We start from the raw sequence: 23,600 nt of genomic DNA, 5'->3' as shown, positions 1-23,600 counted from the left end.
AATGTGCAGGTGGAGTAACGGTATGCTTGGAGGCGTAGGAAGTGCTGAATCGAAAGGGCGCGCGTTGAATTTCGAAGTCTGGCCAGAAGCGATAGAGCTGGGTCATATGTTCGCGGATGAAGGCTATGAGCTGGCTCTCGTGGGAGGTCCGGTACGTGACCTGCTGTTGCATCGCAAATCCCACGACCTTGATTTCTGCTCGTCGGCCAGGCCTGAGCAGTTTGAACATATCCTGCGGGCATGGGGACACGACGGTTTCTGGGATATGGGCCGCAAATTCGGCACGCTTGGCGCCATGCGCCGCCGGCCTGACGGCACGCCGGTACAGGTCGAGGTGACCACGTACCGAAGCGACACGTATGATCCGGATTCGCGCAAACCGGAAGTCAATTACGGCGATTCGCTGGAAGGGGATCTGTCGCGGCGCGATTTCACGGTGAACGCCATGGCGTTGCGCGTACCGGATCTGGAGTTCGTCGATCCGTTCGGCGGCGCGAACGACTTGGCCAAGGGCGTGTTGCGCACGCCCGTCGATCCGCGTCAATCCTTTGATGACGATCCGTTGCGCATGATGCGCGCGATTCGTTTCGTCGCCCAGCTGGGATTTAGCATCGAGCCGGAGACCGCGCAGGCGATCACCGAAATGACCGAGCGTATCCGCATCGTCTCCGCCGAGCGCGTACGCGACGAACTGGTCAAAATGCTGCTGTCGACCCGGCCGCGCGCCGGAGTGGAGGCGCTGGTGGAATCCGGGCTCGCCGATATCGTGCTGCCGGAGATTCCCGCGTTGAAGCTGGAAATCGACGAACATCACCGGCATAAGGATGTTTTTGAGCACACGATGATCGTACTCGACCGTGCGGTTGCGCTGGAAACTGGCCCGGACGGCCCGGTCCCGGCCCCCGACCTCGAGTTGCGGCTCGCAGCGCTGCTGCATGACATCGGCAAGCCGGCGACCCGTAAGTTCGAAGACCACGGCAAGGTCAGCTTCCATCATCATGACGCCGTCGGCGCAAAATTGACGCGCAAACGCCTGCGCGCCCTGCATTTCGATCATCACATCGTCCAAGATGTGAGCGAACTGGTGAACATGCATCTGCGTTTCCATGGGTATGTCGACGAACCGTGGACCGATTCCGCGGTCCGCCGCTACGTGCGTGACGCCGGGCCGCTTTATGAGCGTCTCAACCGTTTGACCCGCGCTGACGCGACCACGCAGAACAAGCGCAAGGCCCAGATGTTCTCCGACGCCATGGACGAAATGGAACAGCGGGTCCGCGACCTCAAACAGCGTGAGGACATCGAGGCGATTCGCCCTGAGCTTGACGGCAACGAAATCATGCAGCTGCTGGGTCTCGAGCCCGGGCCCCAAGTGGGCGTTGCCTACCAGCACATGCTGGAATACCGGTTGGATAACGGTCCGGTCGGTCATGAAGCGGCGGTCGAAGAACTCAAACGTTGGGCCGCCGCGCAGAACGCTTGAGGTGATGTGAGAACGGGCGTGGCAACGCTGGAAAGAATGCGTGTCATCATGTGTGATGCCGTGTCATGCTGTGACACGCCGTGCCCGTGCCGTGACACGCCGTGTTATTCCCCAGCATGACACGCCCGGGCCTTTTCCCGTACCTGGACTTTCTCCGTGCCCAGATCTATTTCCACAAATTGGTTACGCTGAGCGTATCCCCATCGTAACCAATTTGTGAAAGTGAGGGAGTGGAGAAAGCGGGTGCCGACTGGTGTGTGTGGTCAGTGTATGCGTCAGTTCACTGCGTCATGGGCTAGGGCCTTGGGCAGATTCGTCATCTTGCTGCTATCGAGGCAGCCGCTGACATCGGTGATTTTCGCGCCCTTGCCCAGCACCTTCGACTTGGTTTTGAGATTGTCGAAGGTGGCGCCGAGCACCACGTCGATGAGCTTGTCCTGACGGTTGTCCATCTTCATAACTGCATCAGTGAAGTTGTCGTTGAGCGTGTACGCTTCGTTGATGGTGTTCTTGCCGTAATAGATGATGGTCCGCTTGACGTCGGTCTTCTGGTAGTTCGATACGTTCTCCACGGTGAATCCGCGATTGGTGAGTGCTTCGCCGACAGCGCGCGCGAACCCCGAATGCTGTGTGCCGTTGAGCACGCGGACGTGGACGGTCGAGTTGTCAACGTATTTCGCTGTTCCTGATGAATCCGGCACGGCGCAGGCGGCGGAGACGCCATAATTCGGCAGCGTCTCGGCGGTTGACACCGAGCCCAGACCGAATACATGGAACGAGAACAGCAGGGCGATGATCAACGCAATCACCATGCCCATGATGGTGAAAGTAAACACCGCGGTCTGACGGTGGCGCACATAGGCTTTGCGCGCCGCGCGTTCATCATAGATTCCGGTCATAGCATCCTCTTCGTTCCTGTATCCATCCCACTCTACCGGCAATCGCTGACTCCACGGACGACATGGATCCGCGGCACGGCCGGTGCCTGTGCTTCGATGATTCGATCGACGGCATTGCCTGCACGCCACGACTCGGCGACTGCCGACAGCGCGCGGGAATTCGGCACGAAAGCGACGACGGAAGGTCCTGAACCGGATACGAATGCATGGGTCGCTCCGGCTGCGATCGCCAAGTCAATTGCCGTGCCGCTGCGTGGATGAAGCTGCACCGCAGCATACTGCAAATCGTTGGCTGGCTTGACGTCGCCGGTATTGTGCCGCCCGTCGCCGATACGGTCGAACTCGGCATACACACGGGGTGTGCTGAGCTGCGAATCGTACGCACCGACGAGCACCAAACCCGCGAATCCTTGATTGCGCAGCTGCATCGCGGATTCGCTGTCCGGCGGTATCGAGGTGATGCGCTCGCCGAATCCGGTACCGTGCGCATATCCGCCGGTCAGGCAGAACGGCATGTCGGCGCCCAGTGTTGCTGCGACCTGCTGTAAGTGGCCGATCGGCCAATGCAGATCCCACAGCGTGTCGAGCGCCAGCAGGGTCGCCGCGGCGTCCGCCGAGCCTCCGGCCAAACCGGCAGCGACGGGGATGCGCTTGACGATATGCACGTCGACATCGGGGTGATGTCCGCTCACCTGTGCCAACGCGTTGACCGCGCGCACGGCATGGTTGTGGCTGTTGTCGCCGTTGCCTGCGAGGTCGGCAAGGTCAGCAAGATGCTCCCCGTCCATCGACAGCCGTACACCGCCGCCGGGTTGCGTGGGGGACACGGTGACCGTGTCGTAGACGCCGAGCGCGCAGTAGATGGTGTCAAGCTCGTGCCGTCCGCCCCAATCCGCATGTTTCGCGCCCACATGCAGGGTGATATTGGTCTTCGCAGGGCAATCCACGCTCACCTTCATGCTGATGCCCGCTCTCCGACGATGCTGGTGTGCGCGGTGCGCGCGACCGTAAGGCGTGTGAATTCTTCAATGGTCAAGGTCTCGCCGCGGCGGGTCGGATCGATGCCGGATGCTGTGAAGGCCTCCGGGGAAACCATGTGTTTGAGGGCGGCGTGCAAGGTCTTGCGCCGCTGCCCGAAGGCGGCATCGACCAGTGCGAAGACATCGTCGCGTGCGACCCCCAGGCTGGAGGCCTCCGGCAGCTGCCCACCGGGGTATCGCGTGAAGGTCACCAGCGCGGAATCGACGTTCGGAGCCGGCCAGAACACGTTGCGGCCAATCATCGCCGAACGCTGTGCGATGCCGTACCATGCGAGTTTGACGCTGGGGGTGCCGTAAATCTTGCTTCCCGGCTTTGCGGCGAGCCGGTCGGCGACCTCTTTTTGCACCATGACCGTGAAGCGGTCCAGTTGCGGGAAGCGTTCAAGCAGAGTCAGGATGATCGGCGTGGCCACGTTGTATGGGAGGTTCGCGACCAGCGTGATGTGCGGGGCTGTTGACAGCTCAGGCGTGTCCTCGGGGGTGATGGTCAGCGCGTCGTGGTTGATTACATGCAATCGGTCCGCGGCTTGCGGCATGAACTCCATGACGGTGTTGGGAAGGCGTTGTGCGAGGGGTGGGTCGATTTCAATCGCAGTAACATCGGTTCCGGCTTCCAGCAGCGCCAATGTGAGCGATCCGAGCCCCGGGCCGACCTCCAACACGGTGTCGCCGGCCGAAACGCCGGATTCGTGGACAATTTTTCGGACGGTGCCCGGGTCGATGACGAAATTCTGCCCGAATTTCTTGGTCGGGTGGATGCCCGCCTCGGCGGCGATACGGCGGATATCCGCGGCTCCGAGCAGGTGCCCGGCATGTTCCGGGGCGTTGTTCTTCCGATTGTCCGCCGTCTGCGGGGGTGTTGTGGTGTTCATTCGTGCTTCTTGTCGAGTTCGGTTGCGTGGTGGTCGGTGGAGGGAATCGATCAGTACCAGTTGAAATCTTTCCAATGCTGCCAGGCGACGGAGGGTTTGCCGTAACGGATGGTGATGTAATACAGGCCCCAGTCGATCTGGACCGCGCCGTCATCCTTCCAGTTTGCCCCGAATTGAGCCATTTTGCTGCCCGGCAGGGATTGGGGGATGCCGTAGGCGCCCGATGTGGGGTTGCCGGCGGACCAGCGCCAACCGGATTCCTTGGTCCACAGGTTCACCAGGCTTGTCCACTCGTCGCCGGTCCAACCGCGTTGTGCAGCGGCGCCGGCGGCATAGGTCTGGGCTTGCTGGACGGTCGGGTGCCATAGTCTGGAACCTGCCGCCGAAGAGCTGCCGCTGCCGGACGAGCTGCCGCTGGATGATCCGCCGGTCGATGCGGTGCTGCTTGGGCTGGGGCTTGGTTTGGACGTCGCGTTCTGGCTTGGGGACGGCTTCGGTGTTGTTGTGGGCTTCGACGGCGATGGTGACGGTAAAGCACTGGATGAAGCGCTGCCCGTGGAGGACGGCGAGGACGACGCCGAGCCGGATGGTGACGATGAGCCTGATGATGACGACGAGGAATCCGAGCTACCGGAACCGGAATCGGAATCGCCGGAATCGCTGGAATTCGAACCGCCTGCCGCCGCCGATCCGCTGTCCGAACTGCCGGAATCCGTAGAATCGCTGGACTGCTCCGGTCCTACGGCGATGATCTGCATGACCGGAACCGCCGTGGTCTGCGACGAGGTCAATGTCTCACTTTCCTTGGCGCCATCCACATACGTGACGTCATACGTGTCAACTTTGGCGCCGTTCTGTCCAGCCTGTTGGATGACGGTCTGCCCAGGCTGCAGGCTGTTGTCGACGACCGTTTGCGTGTCGAAGGGAATGGTTTCCGTGCGGGTTTCGGTCTGATGCTTGACGCGTTGCACGCGCAGGATGGTTGTCCCGTTGTCCCGCTCGACGCTCACGCGGTCTTCCTTGCCGAGCGTGATGCCCTTGGAATCAAGGATTGACGCAGCCGTCAGTTTGCCGTTCGGCGCGATGGACGTGGTGCCGTCCGCTATGACGGTGACCGGGCCGGCCTCGTTGATGACCAGGCCGCCAGTGAGCTGGTTGTAGACGTTCTTGATGTCGACGGTCACTTTCGAAGCGGCCTGTTCGTTCTGCTCGAAGAAGCCGAGCAGCTGGTCCATGCTTGTGGCGACTGTCCAGAACGGAACCTCGGTGCCGTCGATGTTGATGGTCGTCTCGTATGCCGAGCGGATGGTGACCACATCATGGTCTTTGAGCGCGCCTTTCGAGGTGGACTCGATGATGTCATGGGATTTGATGGTGATGCCGCGTTCGCTGAGCAAGCGATCCACCGAGGAGGCATACGTGGTGATTGTCGTGGTCTGTCCGTTGATGGAGAGGGCGACGGTTTTTCTCGCGCCGACAGTGAATGTGCACACTGAGGCGAGTACGACCGCGATCGAGCAGCATGCCACTCTGATGCGACGCAGTATCACCGTGCGTTGTGGAGTCCAACGACGCGCCATGCCATCACCTTCCGAAATCGTAGAACGGGTTGCCTGTCTGGCAGAGCCTCTGGCTTGCATTGTAGCGACTTGCCTGGGCGCGGCGGGGTATTCGGCGCAGCTCGCAACATTCTCCCACATTCGCAGGGTTCGCTGCCTGCGGTTGCTCGGCTGCTTGGGGGGGGGGCTCGTGGCGGTTGTGGTGTTGGGGTGTTGGAATGCTGAAGTGTCGGTAGAAGATTGTGGTTCTGTTTCTGCCGACGCCGAGAACCTCGTCAGCGTCGGCAGAGGGTTCTGGATCGGACGCGCTGGCGGGCTTGCCTTGCCGTCGGACGAGTGTCTTGGTTCTTCGCTTCACAAACTGGTGACGTTGGGGCGGTCCTGGCGTAACGAGTTCGTGGAGAAAGGGGAGAGGGCGGAACTGGTTGATGTGCATTGCCGCACTGTCCGATGCGTATCCGGCTGTCTGATGCGGATGTTGGCCGATAATTCCATGGTCCGGCCTCGCCCGAAGGCTCCCGTGGCCGGTTTCGCGGAATTCGTATGCGCTGGAAAAAACAAGTCCGCCCCACAGCGGGCGGACTTGGAAGAGAAAGGGGGGCCGAAGAGAAGGGGATGGTCCGGCCCCCCTCAAGGTGAAGCTGGTTGGGGGGACGCTCCACCTTTGTGTTGCCAAGGGTCGTAGTTGGGGGGAAGGCCCTTGGCTTACTTACTCGCAGTAAGACTCAACGTGGTGCCACCATTATAGCACAACAATACTGTACCACGTTTCGAGCCTCCTGTCGGGATCGAACCGACGACCTGCCGCTTACAAGGCGGCCGCTCTGGCCATCTGAGCTAAGGAGGCGTTCGCGCGTCAGCGGCAACCGTAGTGTTGTCGCGTCCTGAGCGCACAAGGAACTAGCATACCAGTGCTGACGAACATCGACTCACCATAGGGTCGGAACCGTGTCGTGGGGGCGGTGTCAGCATCAAGGAAAGCAACGTCTGCAAATGTGAATGATATGTGAAGTTGTTGATATATTCGCTCGGGGCGAACATGGGGTGGATCCCAGAATGAACATCACAGGGGTCATCTCCGCGAATTCAGCACGAGCGTAGCGAACCGTGTTGTGTTGCAGCCCTTGCGCCGCCGTACCTGCAACCCCCGCGTCGCCAGGCATGACAAAAGCCCCGGCCATAACGACCGGGGCGTGAATCTGCGGCGCATACAGCCGCGACGCCGATTCCGTTACTTGCCGGTGTCGATGGCCTTCGGCTTGCCAGAGCCAATCGACGGCATGACGCCACTCTTGCCGACCTGGCTTTCCTTCAGCCCGATGGAGGTGAGAATCGCGTCCTTGATCGACATATTGTACTGGCCGACCTTCACCAAATCCAGATACGTGCCGTTGATGGTGACGGTAGGCGTGGTCATGTAGCCGGCGTAATTGCCCGAGACGTTCTCAAGCTCCGGCCGCATGCTCGTGTAGGTGTCCGAAGCCTTGAGCCAGGCGGTGTAGGTATTCGAGAACGCCTTGGAGGCTACTACGGTCGAAACCCCGGCCTTCTCCGCCTGCTCCTGCAGCTTCTTGTCGCTCACCGGGACATAGGAGTCGGCTTCGTCGGGCTGGAAATCCTCGTCGTAGATATTTTCGATGTACTTGAGCAGATGCTCCGGGTTGTCGTCGTGCTCCACGATGTACACTGCGGCGTTGGCGGCGCGCGAAGAGTAGTTGTCTGAGGAGCTTGCGTCACGCGAGGTCATCAGATGGAATTCAAGATTGACCTGTCCCGCGTCGAACATCGACGCAAGAGTCGAATCAATCTGCCGGTGCATCGACCCGCAGCCCGGGCAGATCGGATCCATGTACAGCGCGATGGTGGGGGCGTCGCTAATTGTCTTGTTGTATCCGTTCTTCGAGAACAGGAATCCACCGGTGGAATTCGCCTTTGACGGCTTGGTCTTCACCGCGTTCATCGCCTTTTTCGCGGCGGCGACGGACGTGGGCGAAGCAGAGCCGGAGGATGTGGATGTCGAGGACGGATGCGTGTTGCGATAGACCGTGACGCCGATGACTGCCACCAACGCCACGACCACGAGAACCACGATTGCGCCAATCAGCGTCTGCTGTTTGCGCTCGTGTTCCGCCTGGGCGGCCTGCTCCTTCAGACGCGCTTCTTCCTCAGCCCGGCGTTCCGCACGGGTACGGCGTTTGGCGTTCCTCTTGTCATTCTGGGGCATGATTGTCCTTTCTGGTATGCACGATTCCGCGACCGCGGCATCCATGACCGCTCACTGTCGGATAGTCTAATCGAGGACGGCGAGAACGGCCGGCAAAGTCCCGGATTCTTGCGGTTCCGGCAATCATCACAGGCCTATCACATGTGCATGTAGTCAGTGACCATCAACGGTACCCAATTGATTGTACCAGTCATCAGCATCGCCACCACAGCGGCGACCACCAGCATCAGCCATATCACGAGCAGCGTTGTCTGTCGGCCGCCCGCGCCCTTGCGTTCCGGCGCGTCGTTTTGGCCGGTCTCGCTGTTGCCTTCAGCCGGGAGAGCGCTTCCCGTGTCGCGGGGAAGACCGCGCAATGCGCCTGAGCCCAATCGGATTGCGGTGGCCCCAGGCGCGAACACGCCGACAAGCCATCCGATGGCGGCGGCGCCTGCCAGGACGCAGCCGCTGACCGACAGCGGATGGCCGGCGAGCAACACGAACGGAACGACCCAGCCGTTGGCATGCCATGGCGCCGGGAATGTCGGCAAATGTAAGGCGAGTGCGGCGATGATGACCACCAGTGTGGCGATGATGCCGGCCAGTAGGGCGCGGGGGATGGCCAGCGCCAGTCCTTTGACGATATGCCACGGCATGGTTGCCACACGCAACGCGCCATCGCCGCGCTTGCGTGTCCCGCCGCGTTTGCTTTCGCGGTCGAGCTGCGAACCGGTATTCAGACCGATAGCGATGAGCAGCCAGATCAGCACGCCGGCGAGAATCCATGCGATGAGCGGCATCGCCGCCGCGGTGATGGCGACCGGAACGGTCAGCGCAGCGAGCGGGAGCGTTCCGCGCTTGAGATACTGTGCACGCTTGATATCGGCGGGATTTGGCTGATTCTGGGTTCCTGGCACCGCCGCTTGCGTTGCCGGCAGGACCGGTTGCCCGGCCGCCTGCCCGGTTTCGGCTCCATCTTCCGGGAGAATGGACGGTGGCATCGTCCCGTTCGCGGTGTTGGCGGTATTGGTGGCGTAGGGGGCGCCGGCGGCATCGGGGGGCAGGCGCGTGGGATCGTCATGCGGCATCACTGCGGTCGCGGTGATCGGAACTGGTGCGGCAACAGTAGGCTGGTCGCCGATCACCATGGTGCGATCCGAGGCGTTGGAAGAACTGGCGGTATCTGCAAATTTCGCGGAATTCATATCGGCGCGGGCATCAGCGTCGTCGTCGGGATCAACCGTAGTAACGACATCAGTGGCATCATCGTCGGCATCGGTTCCGCGGTCACCGCCGATATCAACGGATTCTGGGCCGTTTTCCTCAGGGCTGTCGTCGTCCCAGCCGTCGCCGGTATCAGCCACCCACAACGACCTCGGATTGTCGGCTTGCATGGCGGCGTCCCCGGTGCGCTTGGCATTCGCCGCATTGCCCCCGTCAAAAGGGAGCATCGCGCCCCCGTCTTCAGAGCGCTCGCTGTCGTCTGCAGGGGGAAACACAACCGTCTGCCCGTCCACCATCTGGTCTTGCGCATCATCCCAAGCGGCCGGATTCAACGCATCCGCGGCGATGGTGTGCAGCAGCTGCTTCGGCGTGCACCTGTGATCGGGGTCCGGGTCGAGAGCAGACCGGAATGCGGCGGCCGTGCGCGCAGGAAGTCCGGAAAGATTCGCATTGCCGTGCGCCTCGCGCTCCAGCACCGCCATCATCGGCTTCGTGCCGAACACCGGCTGGCCGGTCGCAGCGAACGCCAGCACCGAGGCAGTCGACCACCAGTCCGTCGCCTCGCTTGATTCAGCGCCGTCAATGATTTCCGGGGCGATGAACCCGGGTGTGCCCATCACCAGCCCGGTCCGCGTGACATGGCTTTCCCCTTCGCCCATCGCGATGCCGAAATCCACCAGAATCGGCCCGCTCGCCGCTACCATCACATTCGTCGGCTTGATGTCGCGATGTACGATCCCCGCCGCGTGCACCGCCTCGACCGCGTCAATCAGCTTGCGTGACAGACGCTCCAGATCGTCGCCCACATACCGGCCGTTGGCGGCGACATCCTCGCGCAAGTTCCTGCCCTCGATCAGCTCCGTGACAATGAACGCGACCGCATCATCCAATTCCATATCCACAATCGAGCACACGCCGGGATGTTTGATGCGCCGCAACGCCATCGCCTCGCGGCGCAGGCGCTCGCGGGCGGTCGCGTGGTCGCGGGCGGCCTGGCCGGTCGTCTCACCGTCATCAACCAGGGAATCGCGCAGGATCTTCATCGCGTATTCCTGCCCGCCGTCGTCCTTCACGCGCCAAACCGACCCCATCGCACCACTGCCGAGCCGGGAAATCAGCGTGTAGCCGCCGATTTCCTCGCCTGCTTCGAGATTCAACGCGTTCAAATCGCTCATAGCCCCAATCCTAGTGATACCAAGGTGCAAGCGTGCCGGACCCGCCATGACACGTCAGCAGGTCATGCACGGGAAGCGTGCAGATTATGCACCAGAAATGACAGGATGGGGCGTAGAGACACGACAGGACATATTTTCTGATGCAATGGCATCAAGGCATGTTGGACCGCTCCCGAAGACGGGCGACACATCGGTGTGAGGCGCGGAAGCAGCATCGACACGGTCGAGACATGCACCACAAACAAGGAGGAGACGACCATGTTACAGATCAACATGGCAGATGTTGTCGCCATCATCAACTCGCTGGTGCCGTATCTGGTCACCGCAGGCGTGTTGCTGCTGCCGGAAAGCTTGCCGTCCAATGCATGAATGATAACCGTATGCCGTATGGATTCGACACGCATCACGTCGTTGAGGCTGAGATGCAGTTTTCGCGAGCCTGCACCGACGAGCAGCGAGTTCTCGGAACGCCGGCGGACCATCCCGATGCAGATTGTTTGCATGGAACGTCCCCTGTTTTCGGCCCGGCACAACACGTCAAACGACACACCCCTGCCGATGTCAAATCATCGTGTATACTGGGCAATGGCTCAAAGAAGAGGACCTTCAATGGACCGGAACAAGTAAACGCCGAAGCTTGCAGTTTCCGAAGCCGGATGCTACGAGTGAACGCACCAAACCCTCTCACTACGGATCGTGAGGCACGTACCTGCCTCTGAAAGGATGAACATTATGGCAGAAGTCGTATTCGACCACGTCACGCGTATCTACCCGGGCAATGACAAGCCCTCGGTTGATGATCTCAATCTTGATATCAAGGATGGCGAGTTCCTCGTGCTCGTCGGTCCGTCTGGCTGCGGCAAGTCCACAACGCTGCGTATGCTCGCCGGCCTTGAGGAAGTCAACAAGGGTCGCATCTTCATCGGTGGCAAGGACGTCACCACCATGCAGCCGAAGGATCGCGACATCGCAATGGTGTTCCAGAACTACGCGCTGTACCCGCACATGACCGTCGCCGACAACATGGGCTTCGCCCTGAAGATCGCCGGCACCCCGAAGGAAGAGATTCGCAAGCGTGTTGAAGAAGCCGCGAAGATCCTCGACCTGACCGAGTTCCTTGACCGCAAGCCGAAGGCCCTGTCCGGTGGCCAGCGTCAGCGTGTCGCCATGGGCCGCGCCATTGTGCGTAAGCCGAAGGTCTTCCTCATGGATGAGCCGCTGTCCAACTTGGACGCGAAGCTCCGTGTGCAGACCCGTACGCAGATCGCTGCACTGCAGCGTCAGCTCGGTGTTACCACCCTGTACGTGACCCACGACCAGACCGAGGCCCTGACGATGGGCGACCGCATCGCCGTCATCAAGCTCGGCAAGCTCCAGCAGGTCGGCGCCCCGACCGAGCTGTACGATCGCCCGGCGAACGTGTTCGTGGCAGGCTTCATCGGCTCCCCGTCGATGAACCTCAACACCCACCCGGTGGTCAACGGCAAGGCGAAGATCGGCGACGATACGCTCGACCTGCCGGCCGAGGCCGTCAACAAGCTCACCCCGGAGGATGGCGGCAAGATCGTCGTCGGCTTCCGCCCGGAGGATGGCTCCCTGGCTGCGCCGGATGAACCGAACGCCTTCTCCCTCAAAGTCGTCAACGTCGAGGATCTCGGCTCCGACGGCTACATCTACGGCAACATCATCACCGATGGCTCGGTCGCCGAGACCACCACACTGATGTCCGACCAGAACAAGCTCACCACGATTCGTGTGAACCCGCGTGTGCTTCCGCGCGTCGGCGAGATCGTCAAGATCAAGATCGACCCGTCGAAGATGCACCTGTTCGCACCGTCGACCGAGCTGCGTCTGAACTAGGAACTTGGCGGGAGCAATCCCGTCAACCAGTAACGCGAGGCTTCTCTTCCTCTCTTTCGGCCTCGTTGGAAAAGCCCCGCATAGCTGCGGGGCTTTTCTGTTGGAAAGGGTAGCATGAGGAACATGGAAACGAACGACCAGTCACAGCTTGACCCGCGCGCGGTGAACGCGACATCCGTCAAGGCGGAAGACGGCAACGAGGAGTCGAAGGAACCTGAGACGCTGAATATTACGGCGGCGAGCTCGAACCCGAAGATGTTCACCCTGCCGTGGAACCAGCCGTTGGCCATGTGGCCGGACGATCTGCTGGTCAACCTGCCGCGAGGCATCTCCCGGCACGTCGTCCGCTTCGTGCGCGTCGGCGATGACGTCTACGCGATGAAGGAGATTACGCGCAGCGTGGCGGAACGGGAGTATGAGCTGCTCAGGCGACTGCGCAAGCTCGATCTGCCTACGGTCACGCCGATCGCCGTCGTCACCGGGCGCCACGACAAGGACGGCAACCCGCTCGAAGCCATGCTGGTGACCGAGCATCTGAAATACTCGCTGCCGTACCGCGCGCTGTTCGCGAGGAACCTGCGCACCGACACCGCGGAACGGCTGATTGACGCCCTCGCCGTGCTTATGGTCCGGCTGCATCTGGCCGGCTTCTACTGGGGCGATGTCTCGCTGTCCAACGTGCTGTTCCTGCGTGACGCCGACGCGTACTCGGCGTTCCTTGTGGACGCCGAAACCGGCGATTTGCATGCGAATCTCACCGAAGGTCAGCGCGAATACGATATCGACCTGGCGCGCACGAATATCATCGGCGAGCTGATGGATTTGAGCTCCGGCAAGCTGCTCCCGGGCGATGTGGACGAAGTCGAAGTCGGCAACCGTCTGGTGGACCGCTACCATTCGCTGTGGAGCGCGCTCACCGACGTCGATACCTTCAATCCGGACGAAATGTGGAAGATCGAGAAGCGTGTAAACAAGCTCAACGAACTCGGTTTCGATGTCGATGAGCTTGAGGTGAAAACCGCCGCCGACGGCACCCATGTGCTGGTGCGGCCGCGCGTGGTCGACGCCGGGTACGCGTCCCGCAAGCTCATGCGCCTCACCGGTCTTGACGTGCAGGAGAACCAGGCCCGTCGTCTGCTCAACGACCTTGACACGTATCGCGCGTCCACATGGCGGCAGAACGAGGATCTTGAAGTGGTGGCGACCGACTGGATGCGCGAGGTCTACGAGCCGACCGTGCGCATGATTCCGCCGGAATACCGTTCGCAGATCGAACCGGCGCAGTTCTTCCACGAGGTGCTGGACCACCGGTGGTTCCTCGCCGAGCATGCCGGCCATGATATCCCGATGGCGGAAGCCGTGCAAAGCTATGTCAAGAACGTGCTCCCGCAGTACAAGCTCGATAAGAAGGCGATGAAGGATATCAACGCCGATGCCGATTCCGGTGTGATCGACGACGAGTTCACCTACTCCGATGATTCCGCGGCCGGTCGTGGTGCGGATCATGAGGATGACGGATATAATCCGGAGGACGACCCCGACGCCGCGGTCTGGAGTCACTGACAGGCCGACTCGTAATACAAACTGGGTACGCCGAGACTTTTCCCGGCGTACCCAGTTTGCGTATGGAGTTGTTTCTTGGCGTCTGTTTACTTGGCGGCCGCTTGCGCCTGCTGCTGAGCCGCCTCGCGACGGGCGCGCGCCACCGCGTACAGGCTGATGCCCGCGGCGACCGAAGCGTTCAACGACTCCACCTGGCTGTCGATTGGAATACCGGCGATGGCATCGCACGATTCACGCACGAGCCGGCTGATGCCCTTGCCTTCGGAGCCGAGCACGACCACAAGCGGATCGGTCTCGAACCCGGTCTCGCCGACGAGCGCATCCCCGCCGCCGTCAAGCCCGACAACGTAGTATCCGCGCTCTTTCAGTGCCTCAATCGCCTTGGTCAGGTTCACGACGCGCGCAACCGGCAGATGGGCCGCAGCGCCGGCCGACACCTTCCAGGCCGCGGCCGTGACGGAAGCGGAACGGCGTTCCGGCAGAATCACGCCATTTGCGCCGAACGCCGCCGCGGAACGGATCACCGCGCCAAGATTCTGCGGGTCGGTCACGCCATCCAAAGCAATGAACAGCGGGCGAGCCGCAATACGCATCTGCGGGGAATCGACCTGCTCCATGGCCTTCGCGCGCTTCTCGGCCTTGTCGGCCAGATCGCGCAGCGACGCGTATTCGTAGGGCTGCACTTTGAGGATGATGCCCTGATGGTTGCCGGAATGCGCGATGTGATCCATCTCCAGGCGGTCGGCCTCCAGCAGGTGGAGTCCTTGTGCTGTGGCGATTTTGATGATCTCGCGCGTGCGGTCATCATGCTCGATATGCGAGGCGATATACAGCTGAGTGCTCGGCACGCCTACGCGCAACGCCTCGAGGACGGAGTTGCGGCCGATGACCAGATCGGCGCCGTCGGACGTGTACTTGGCGGCCCGACGCCGTGCGGCGAGACGCGGATCGGCGGCTTTGCGGCGGTCCGCAGTCTGCTTCGCCTTGTATGCCTTGTGATAGACGCGATTCTCTGCCTTCGGGGTCGGACCCTTGCCTCGAAGCGCGTTACGATGTTTTCCGCCCGAACCCTTGGTCGGGCCTTTCTTGTTAGCCATACCTCTCATTATCTCATGGCCGATGGAGCAATCGCCGGTCAGGGCGGCCTGGGCAGAGGCCGGAGTGTTGTCGGAAAATCGTGGATTTCAGCGTTTCGTGAACGCCTCGGTAGGGGGCCTCTTTGTAGAATATAAGTATTGCGCCGCAGGCAATCGCCCGGCGCCCATAACCGCGCAGCCTTGCCGTGTCGGCATCGTCAGTAGACGCAGCAGACACGAGGGTTGACTACTCCGCGGCTGACTGAGGAGACCATCATGGTTGATCACCAGCTCGATCAATCCCCATCCCATGCCCCCCAGACGCGACCAGCCGAAGCCGGTGACCTGCATGCATCCGCGATTCTTGACACCGATCCGTCGCTCACCGACGCATCGGATGTCGCCAAAGCCCTGCATGTCGATCCCGCTGTCGGGCTGAGCTCGCAGGAGGCGAAACGCCGCAAGGAAAAGTTCGGCCCGAATCAACTGGCCAGCGCACCGCCGGTGCCCAAATGGAAGAAGTTCCTCACCCAGTTCCGCGACCCGCTGGTCTATCTGCTGCTCGTCGCGACGGCCATATCGCTGGTCGCATGGTTCATCGAACGGGCGAACGCGCAGCCCGGCTCATCCACCGAGGCGCTCCCGTTCGACGCCATCGTCATCGTGCTGATCCTCATCGTCAACGCGGTGCTCGGCTACATCCAGGAAGCAAAAGCAGAACAGGCGGTGGCGGCGCTCGCCAGTATGACCGCCCCACAGACCTCCGTGTTGCGTGACGGTCAGGTGATGCGCATCGACACGTCGGACGTCGTGCCGGGCGATATCCTCATCCTCGGCGAAGGCGATTCTGTCTCCGCTGACGGCAGACTGCTCGCCGCTGCATCCCTGCGTATCGCGGAGGCAAGCCTGACCGGCGAATCCGTGCCGGTCGCGAAGAAGCCCGAGACCCTTGACAGCGCCAAAGCGCTGGGCGACCGCATGAACATGGTGTTCAACGGCACATCCGTCACCCAAGGCACCGGGCGTGCCATTGTCACTGGCACCGGCATGGATACGCAGGTCGGCAAAATCGCCGATATGTTGTCGCGTACGGAAGACGAGCAGACCCCGCTGCAGAAGGAAATGGCACACGTTTCCAAGGTGCTGGGTATCGCCGTGTGCATCATTGCCGCGGTGGTACTCGCCGCGCTCGCACTGATGGAAGGCTTCCACGGCGTCGATGACGTCATCGAATCCTTGCTGCTTGCCGTGTCGCTTGCGGTCGCCGCAGTGCCAGAAGGCCTTGCTGCAATCCTCACCGTGGTGCTGGCGCTCGGCGTCCAGCGCATGGCCAAGCATCACGCCATCGTCAAGAAGCTGTCGTCCGTTGAGACGCTCGGTTCCGCTTCGGTAATTTGCTCTGATAAGACCGGCACGCTCACCCGCAACGAGATGACCGTCGAACGGGTGGTCACGCCGAGCGGCGAAGTGCAGTTGACCGGAACCGGGTACGCTCCCGAAGGCCGGATGATCGCCGTTGGTGCCGCTGATGGCGATTTGGAAGTGCCTGCCGATATTCGTGCGGAGGTCTATGCCACGCTGGGTGCCGGTGCCATGGCGAACGACGGCGAACTGCGGGAAGGTGACAAGCCCGGCACGTGGGATATCGTGGGCGACCCGACCGAGGTGTCGTTGATCGTCGCTGCACGCAAGACCAAAACCGACCGCCGGTTCGAGAACTTCCAGCGTGTCGGTGAGGTACCATTCACCTCGGAACGCAAGCGCATGTCCATCGTCGCCAAGGACAACGCGGACTCCGGCAAGCTCACCGTATTCGCCAAGGGCGCCCCGGACGTGCTGCTCGGCTACTGCACCCGCATCGCCGTAGGTGGCGCGGTCCGTCCGATCACCGAAGGCGACCGGCAGGAAATCCTGCACCAGGTCGAACGGCTGTCGAACGAGGCCTACCGCACACTCGGCGAGGCCTACCGTCCGCTTGACACGGTTTCCATCGCGGATGTTCCGGGCATGATTTCCAATGCGGCCGGCGAAGTGCTTGATATCGCCGACCAGAGCGATGCACTGGAACGTGACATGATTTGGACCGGTATGGTCGGTATCATCGACCCGCCGCGTACCGAAGTGCGCGACAGCGTCGCAGAAGCACACCGCGCGGGCATCCGCACGGTTATGATCACCGGCGACCATCCGCTGACTGCCGCGCGTATCGCCACCGATCTCGGCATCATCGACAACGGCGGCAAGGCCCTGACCGGCGACCAGCTCGACGCCATGGACCAGCAGGCCTTCGACAAGGCGACATCTGAAGTGTCCGTGTACGCGCGCGTCGCCCCGGAGCACAAGCTCAAGATTGTCGACTCCTTGCAGCGGCAAGGCAATATCGTGGCGATGACCGGCGACGGCGTCAACGATGCCCCTGCGGTCAAGACCGCGGATATTGGCGTGGCTATGGGCATTACCGGTACCGAAGTGACCAAAGAATCCGCCAAGATGATTCTGGCGGACGACAATTTCTCCACCATCGTGGCAGCTGTGCGTGAAGGTCGTGGCATCTTCGACAACATCCGCAAGTTCTTGCGCTACCTGCTCAGTTCGAACGTTGGTGAGGTGTTCACTGTGTTCTTCGGCGTGGTTCTTGCCGGTTTCCTCGGCATCACCCAGCCGGGTTCGGCGGGTGTCACCGTGCCGCTGCTGGCGACACAACTGCTGTGGATCAACCTGCTTACGGATGCCGCGCCGGCGCTTGCGATGGGTGTCGATCCGCAGACCGAGGACGTGATGAACCGCAAGCCGCGCAAACTCACCGACCGGGTGATTGACCGTTCCATGTGGGGTGACATCGTGTTCATCGGCGTCATCATGGCTGCGGTCACACTGATCGGCATGGATATGCATTTGTCCGGCGGCTTGTTCACCGACCGTTCCGTCAACGCCATCGGGCATGACGCGCAGATGGTGGAGGCGCGCACGATGGGCTTCACCATCCTTGTGTTCGCGCAGCTGTTCAACGCGCTCGCTTCGCGTTCGGCGCGCCAGTCCGCGTTCGTCGGCCTGTTCTCCAACGGCTTGCTGTGGGGTGCTATCGCGCTGTCCATCGTTCTGCAGCTTGCGGTGATTTACCTGCCGTTCCTCAACACGGCGTTCGGCACCACCCCGCTCAGCGGCGGCGCCTGGCTGGAATGCGTCGGATTGGCCGCCATCGTGCTGGTCGCATCCGAATTGCGCAAGCTGGTGCTTCGCGCAGTGGAACGCGGCAAGGAATCCGCGAAATGATGCGGCATCAGCCCAGACGGCCAGATGCCGGGTTCGGGTGCGAATGCCGCCAGAATGCGGCAAAGCCCTGATCAGCACTGACAGCGTCCGAGACGCGTTGTGAGGCAGGATTCGCTGATGAATGTGGGACGTCGTGCGGCAATGGCCGGTTTTCCGGTCGCCGCACGACGTCCTCGGATATTGCCGGGTGACTCGGCGTATCTGCGCCCGGCGTCTCATATGGTGAAACGATGGTGACAGCAACCCGCTGAGTGCCGCCCGGCTGTCGGGCGATGAACGATAATTGCTGTTGCGTGTATTGCGTATGTATGGCTGAAACGTGAATGAGGGCATGATGACAGACGACGGAAAGGCGTTACCCATCGATTCCGGGACTTCTGCGGCTTCAGAGGCCTTGGGAATGCCGAAAACCACAGGAAACGAGATTGCCCGATCACGGCAGGCCATGGCGAAGGCATCTAGCACGTCGGGGGAGGATGCATTCCGCCAGAACAACGACAATTTCAATGCTGATGACGACTATGCTGATGACGATCCGTGGCAGGACCCTCTTCATCCTTGGAATGGCCTGTATGACCGCGCCCAGGCGTCCCCGCAGCCGGATGGCGATGTGATGGCAAAATTGCAACGCGAGGCCGATGGGTCATCGTTGTCGCCGCAGGCGTCGGCGGTGTATGCGGTTGGAATGTCACCTGTCGAGCGGCAGGAGGCGACGGCTGGCTCCTCGCAACAGTCTGTGCATTCGGAGCAAACGCAGGCGGGTGCCGCCAACGCTGCTGGTGCCGGTTCCGACTTCGGCGAGCGATCGAATCTGCGAAATAACCCGGCCGATAGCGACCGCGATAGTGACAATTACCCTGGTCATGCGGGCGAACCAGCGGTGCATGAACATGAATTCCGCGCCGGCGAAGGGCGTGACCCGCACGCTTTGGCGGCACCCAAGCCCAAGCGCCAACGCAAGCCGATTGCCGCGGAACGCTGGATTGCCGGCGGCGCGGCGCTGAGCTCACTGTTGTCCCTCGCCGCGGCCTCGTGCGCGGCATTGCGTGCGGTCGCTCCCGGCAAGCTGTCTCAACTGGCGGTATTGCCCGTATCCGCTTACACCGCGATTGGCTGCGTGTTCGCGGTTCTGGCCATCATTCTCGTCGTCGCCGCCCGCGTGGCGGATTCGAAACGGCGCAAGGGCGGTCATGCGGGTACTGCCGCCATCGTGCTGACCGCCTTGGCTGGCGTGTTGATCGCCAGCGCACTGGTGGTCGGCAACTTCTTCCCTGACGGCATCATTAAGGCGTCTGGACGCGATAACGCTCCCGTGAACAGTACGTCACGCATGGAATCCGGCATCGAGGAAGCAACCGAGCGGTGCTCCGACGGCTGGCAGACGATGGATGTCAGCGGTTACCCCGGCATGAGCGCGGTGGCGGTATGCAAGACCACGCGGATGGCGTTCGTCACCTTCGACAGCGCGTCGGCCGCATCCATGTACCGCAGCGCAATCACGTCGAAGATCTCGTCCACGCTGGACAGCTACTCCACCGACTCGCGCGCCCAGGGCGAATGGCGTATTCTCAGCGGCGAACGCTGGATCGCCTTCGGCCAGAAATCCGACATCGAAGCCCTGCACGACCAGTGGGGCGGCGCCATCAGCGCCGTGCAGTGAGCGTTGTCTCCCGGATATGATGCCGCCAACGGATAGTCGCGGACAATTCGCGGGTATATTGGGCGATATGAGTGAATCTTCGCAGCTGGTGGGTCGTGAATCGAACGTAGTGCCGGGGCGGTTCGGCGAACCGATGCAGGTGCGTGAAGCCCAATGGTCGCGCGGAGGCGGCAACGCGCAGCCCAATCGTCCGATGCTGCTGTGCCTGCACGGCTGGGGGTCGAACGAGCAGGATCTGGCGGATATGATGCGCTACGTGGCTCCCTACAACGATTTCGTGTCGCTGCGTGCGCCGCTCGTCTTGCAGGAGGAGCGAGAGTCGATTCCGGGTGCCTACACGTGGTTCCACGATTGCGTGCCGACCGGCGAAGATCTCGACCGTGACGCCTTCGCCGCCGCCAACGCGATTGACGCGTGGGTGTCGGAGCATATCCCCGCAGAACGTGACGTGGTGCCGATCGGCTTCTCCCAAGGCGGATTGCTTGCGATTCACTTGCTGCGCGTACATCCGGAACGGTACCGTGCCTCGATTTCGCTGTCCGGTTTCCTCGCCCCAGCGCAGGTTCCGGGCACCGCTCCCGCGGATGACCGACTCGCCGACCTGCAGATCCCGACCTTCTTCGGTTACGGTCAGGCCGACACCGTGATTCCCGCGTATGAGATCCACGCGATGTCCGCCTGGCTGGAGGAGCACACCTGGCTGACGGAGAAAAGCTACCGCGGGCTTGATCACGCGGTGAGCCTGCAGGAGTTCAACGACCTGCGCCAGTGGCTGATGCTGCACAACATCACGTCCGGCATGCTGTGAACGGTGCGTGCTGGCGCGGGATCGTGGGCGCTCGGCGAACGGGCCACTGTGCCATGCGACGAGCGCCGTTATGTGAGGATTGGCTCACACACCGGAGTCCGCATCCACCTGCATCACATACACGTTGCGACGCAGCTGCCTCAACTGGGCGCGATTAATCCGCCCGTCCTCGAACAGGTCCTGGATGATGCCCAGCTCGATCGCGTAACTGTCGCGCTTGACATCCTCCACCTCGTTGATGGTCTCCGCGCTGCGCTCCATATTCGGCCGATTGCGCAGGGAAGCCTCGGCACGCTGATAATCAAGGATCAGCGCCGAACAATCCTCGGTATTGTAGGTGCCCGCATGCATCTGCTCATACAGCTTGCCGATTACCACATGAATCGCCTCAAGCTGGGTGCCGCGAACGGCAGCGTAGATTTCATCCTCGCTCATCAGCGGTGCCGTGCGCAGAATTTTGCCGTAAATCCGCCGCGCCAACAGGGATACCCGGCGTTGCAGCGCGCGGAACCGGCCGCGAATCTGCGATACCGCCTGCGAATTTCTTGACCCTGCTGTCGCATGGCGCAACGTGGTCATCAACTGGTCGAGCATGCGCTCGCAGGCTTCGATATGCAGGTCGCGCTGGTGTGTTGCCGCCGGGGTTGCGGGTTCCTCGTTTTTCAGGTCGATGATTCGCTGCTTGAGGAAGTCTTTCTCCCATTGCAATGCCTCGATTTGCAGGGCTTCGAAGCCTTGCGGGTCGGCGCTGCCGATGTGGTGCTTGAGCCGGGTGATGCGCTTGGTGTATGAGTCGATGACCGCGAGCACCGCCCGTCGGTTCTCCGGAGTGACGCGGCGGGCGAGCTCCTCCACGGTCTGGCGCAGCACTTCCACGGTGATGTCGTCCATCTCCTTGGTGCTGTGCAGGTGGGTGGGCGCGAGCAGCGGCAGCAGGAAGTTCGCCAGCAGCAGCGTCACGATGATGACGCCGGCGGCCACGAATATCAGTTCGTCGCGCATCGGGAAATCAGCGCCTGCGGCGATGGTGTACGGGATGGTGAACATCAGAGACAGGGTGATGGTGCCTTTCGGCCCGCCGAAGGTCATGATCGCGGCGGAACGCCACCGTTCCGGGGTCATCCGCCGCCGTTGCCCGGTGCGCTGGTCGCGGGCGATGCGCAACATGGCGGCCACCCACACGAACCGCATTACGACCACTACGGTGGACACCAGCACGATGATTCCCAGCAGCATGGTGTTGCTTTCTGTGGGGTCGGCCCATGTGGTGCCCAGCACGTCCGGCAGCATCATGCCCAGCATGATGAACACGGAACCGTTCAACGCGAACGACAGCACCGCCCACACGCTGGAGGACACAATGTTAGTGCGGGCGACATTCGGGCCGACCCCACTGCGGTCATAGCGTGCAATGAGTCCGGCCGCGACCACGGTCAGAATGCCGGATACGCCGATCGCTTCGGCGCCCAAATACAGCAGGAACGGCAGGAACAGTTCCATCAAGATGCGTGACGTGGTGGTTTCCCAGCCGAAGGATCGCATCAATCCGAACAGCCAGTTGGCGAACACGCCGAACATCAAGCCGAGCACAGTTCCGCCAAAGAACGAGACCGCGAACTCCCCGGCGGCCGCCCCGATGGAGAATGTGCCGGTGATTGCGGCGAGAATCGAAAACTGGAAGCCGACAATGCCGGAAGCGTCATTGAACAAGGATTCGCCTTTAAGGATCCCACGCTGCCGTTCACTCAGCGTGGCTTCATGGCTCAAGGACGCTACGGCTACCGCGTCAGTCGGACCGAGGGCCGCACCCAACGCAAAGGCGGCCGCAAGCGGTACGGCGGGCCACGCGGCATGGGTCACATAGCCTACGGCGACCATGGTGGCGATTGCCAGGCCGATGGCCAGCGACAGCGATAGTTTCAGGTTCTTCAGCAATGCTGTTTTATCGATGCTGCGTGCCTCAAGATAGAGTAGCGGAGCGATGAACAGCACCATGAACAGTTCCGGATCCAACGTAGCGTCCGGAAAGAACGGCAGTCGCGAAGCCAGCGCACCGAGCACAATCTGCACGAGCGGCGTGGACACTTTGGGAATGAACCGGCTGAGGAACGAAGACACCACAACCGCGCCGACAATGCACAGGACGAGGGTCAGTTCCGTCATGATGCCGCCTTCCTTGGACTGGTAAGCAGTGGGCATGGGCTGTGGTGCGTTGCGTTGCCGTTTGGGGTTGCCGCATGGCACGCACGAATACTTCCAGCGTACCGGGCACAGATGAATTCTGTTCGCTGCGTGCTGAGGAATAGTTGTGGACTGACTGTAGGCAGACCGTGCGCTGATTGCGTATCAACTGGAGATAGGCGGCACGCAGATTGGACAGGTGGCTAGTGCGCGAAGCTTGCCGCTAGACTGGCTGATATGGCGGAAACGGGAAGTCATGCAACGGTAAGCGAGACGCTGGACGGGTCGATGCGGCTGGCGCTGGGTCTTGCGCGCGAGGCTGCGCGTGAGGGGGAGGTGCCGGTCGGGGCGGTGGTCATCGGCGCTGACGGCGCTGTCATTGGTCGTGGCCGCAACCTGCGCGAGCGCGGCGGCGACCCGTTGGCCCACGCCGAGGTCGAGGCAATGCGTCAAGCCGCTAAGACCTTGGGGAACTGGAATCTTGCCGATTGCACACTGGTTGTCACCTTGGAACCATGTCCGATGTGTGCCGGAGCGTGCCTGCAAACCCATATCGGGCGTATCGTGTTCGGTGCGTGGGATGCCAAATTGGGCGCATGCGGTTCAGTGTGGGATATCCCGCGCGATCCGCATGTCGGCTCATTCCCTGAAGTGTATGGGGGAGTATGCGAGGACGAGTGCGCACGTCTGCTTGCGGATTTCTTCAGCCTCAGGCGGTGAATTG

At 61.7% G+C, this 23,600-nt stretch carries 15 protein-coding genes and 1 tRNA gene; 7 read left to right on the top strand and 9 right to left on the bottom strand.

Annotated elements, in window-relative coordinates; genetic code table 11:
- The first annotated feature begins 64 nt into the window (after positions 1–64).
- Positions 65–1,483 (top strand): CCA tRNA nucleotidyltransferase, encoded by a 1,419-nt coding sequence (locus tag ACTQYB_RS06770; protein WP_029576267.1) that lies wholly within the window; start codon positions 65–67, stop codon positions 1,481–1,483.
- A gap of 275 nt (positions 1,484–1,758) precedes the next feature.
- Here the strand turns inward: ACTQYB_RS06770 and ACTQYB_RS06765 are convergent, their stop codons facing one another.
- The 7 genes from ACTQYB_RS06765 to ACTQYB_RS06735 all read right to left on the bottom strand — a co-directional run bounded on the left by ACTQYB_RS06765 (position 1,759) and on the right by ACTQYB_RS06735 (position 10,464).
- Positions 1,759–2,382 (bottom strand): LytR C-terminal domain-containing protein, encoded by a 624-nt coding sequence (locus ACTQYB_RS06765; protein ID WP_441482256.1) that lies wholly within the window; start codon positions 2,380–2,382, stop codon positions 1,759–1,761.
- Positions 2,383–2,414: 32 nt separating this feature from the next.
- On the bottom strand, positions 2,415–3,341 hold the full coding sequence (locus ACTQYB_RS06760; protein WP_441482257.1) for a 4-(cytidine 5'-diphospho)-2-C-methyl-D-erythritol kinase: 927 nt from the start codon (positions 3,339–3,341) through the stop codon (positions 2,415–2,417).
- Positions 3,338–4,294, bottom strand: coding sequence for a 16S rRNA (adenine(1518)-N(6)/adenine(1519)-N(6))-dimethyltransferase RsmA (rsmA, locus tag ACTQYB_RS06755; protein WP_441482258.1), 957 nt, complete (start codon positions 4,292–4,294; stop codon positions 3,338–3,340). Before rsmA ends, ACTQYB_RS06760 begins: the two co-directional genes overlap by 4 nt.
- Positions 4,295–4,344: 50 nt before the next feature.
- Complete coding sequence (locus ACTQYB_RS06750; protein ID WP_441482259.1) at positions 4,345–5,874, bottom strand: G5 domain-containing protein; 1,530 nt, start codon at positions 5,872–5,874, stop codon at positions 4,345–4,347.
- A gap of 752 nt (positions 5,875–6,626) precedes the next feature.
- Positions 6,627–6,700: transfer RNA gene (locus tag ACTQYB_RS06745), tRNA-Thr, on the bottom strand.
- Between the two features lie 384 nt (positions 6,701–7,084).
- Positions 7,085–8,077: a DsbA family protein gene (locus tag ACTQYB_RS06740; RefSeq protein WP_441482260.1), complete on the bottom strand. Its 993-nt coding sequence runs from the start codon at positions 8,075–8,077 to the stop codon at positions 7,085–7,087.
- 137 nt (positions 8,078–8,214) lie between these two features.
- A complete protein-coding gene (locus ACTQYB_RS06735; protein ID WP_441482275.1) occupies positions 8,215–10,464 on the bottom strand; it encodes a serine/threonine-protein kinase in 2,250 nt (749 codons plus the stop codon).
- 723 nt (positions 10,465–11,187) lie between these two features.
- On the opposite strand from ACTQYB_RS06735, the gene ACTQYB_RS06730 reads away from it, so the two are divergent.
- Positions 11,188–12,315, top strand: a complete 1,128-nt coding sequence (locus tag ACTQYB_RS06730) for an ABC transporter ATP-binding protein (RefSeq protein WP_015451340.1) — start codon at positions 11,188–11,190, stop codon at positions 12,313–12,315.
- A 123-nt stretch (positions 12,316–12,438) separates the two neighbouring features.
- Positions 12,439–13,878, top strand: a complete 1,440-nt coding sequence (locus tag ACTQYB_RS06725; protein ID WP_441482276.1) for a DUF4032 domain-containing protein — start codon at positions 12,439–12,441, stop codon at positions 13,876–13,878.
- An 86-nt stretch (positions 13,879–13,964) separates the two neighbouring features.
- On the opposite strand, the gene rlmB is transcribed toward ACTQYB_RS06725, so the two are convergent.
- A complete protein-coding gene (gene rlmB / locus ACTQYB_RS06720) occupies positions 13,965–14,975 on the bottom strand; it encodes a 23S rRNA (guanosine(2251)-2'-O)-methyltransferase RlmB (protein ID WP_441482261.1) in 1,011 nt (336 codons plus the stop codon).
- A gap of 255 nt (positions 14,976–15,230) precedes the next feature.
- Here rlmB and ACTQYB_RS06715 point away from each other — a divergent pair, with 255 nt between their 5' ends.
- The 3 genes from ACTQYB_RS06715 (at position 15,231) to ACTQYB_RS06705 (ending at position 20,695) form a co-directional block, all read left to right on the top strand.
- Positions 15,231–18,227, top strand: a complete 2,997-nt coding sequence (locus ACTQYB_RS06715; RefSeq protein WP_441482262.1) for a cation-translocating P-type ATPase — start codon at positions 15,231–15,233, stop codon at positions 18,225–18,227.
- Positions 18,228–18,561: 334 nt separating this feature from the next.
- Positions 18,562–19,887: a hypothetical protein gene (locus tag ACTQYB_RS06710; protein WP_441495917.1), complete on the top strand. Its 1,326-nt coding sequence runs from the start codon at positions 18,562–18,564 to the stop codon at positions 19,885–19,887.
- 67 nt (positions 19,888–19,954) lie between these two features.
- Positions 19,955–20,695 carry an alpha/beta hydrolase gene (locus ACTQYB_RS06705; protein WP_441482264.1) on the top strand — a complete coding sequence of 247 codons (741 nt, stop codon included), beginning with the start codon at positions 19,955–19,957 and terminating at the stop codon, positions 20,693–20,695.
- Between the two features lie 84 nt (positions 20,696–20,779).
- Here the strand turns inward: ACTQYB_RS06705 and ACTQYB_RS06700 are convergent, their stop codons facing one another.
- On the bottom strand, positions 20,780–22,858 hold the full coding sequence (locus ACTQYB_RS06700; protein WP_441482265.1) for a cation:proton antiporter: 2,079 nt from the start codon (positions 22,856–22,858) through the stop codon (positions 20,780–20,782).
- Between the two features lie 255 nt (positions 22,859–23,113).
- On the opposite strand from ACTQYB_RS06700, the gene ACTQYB_RS06695 reads away from it, so the two are divergent.
- Positions 23,114–23,596 (top strand): nucleoside deaminase, encoded by a 483-nt coding sequence (locus ACTQYB_RS06695; protein WP_441482266.1) that lies wholly within the window; start codon positions 23,114–23,116, stop codon positions 23,594–23,596.
- Positions 23,597–23,600: the final 4 nt, after the last annotated feature.

The sequence above is a fragment of the Bifidobacterium sp. LCP19S3_E9 genome (genome assembly GCF_052121135.1).
In the GTDB taxonomy this organism is placed as follows: domain Bacteria; phylum Actinomycetota; class Actinomycetes; order Actinomycetales; family Bifidobacteriaceae; genus Bifidobacterium; species Bifidobacterium thermacidophilum.
This window is presented reverse-complemented; position numbering and strand designations above follow the sequence as displayed.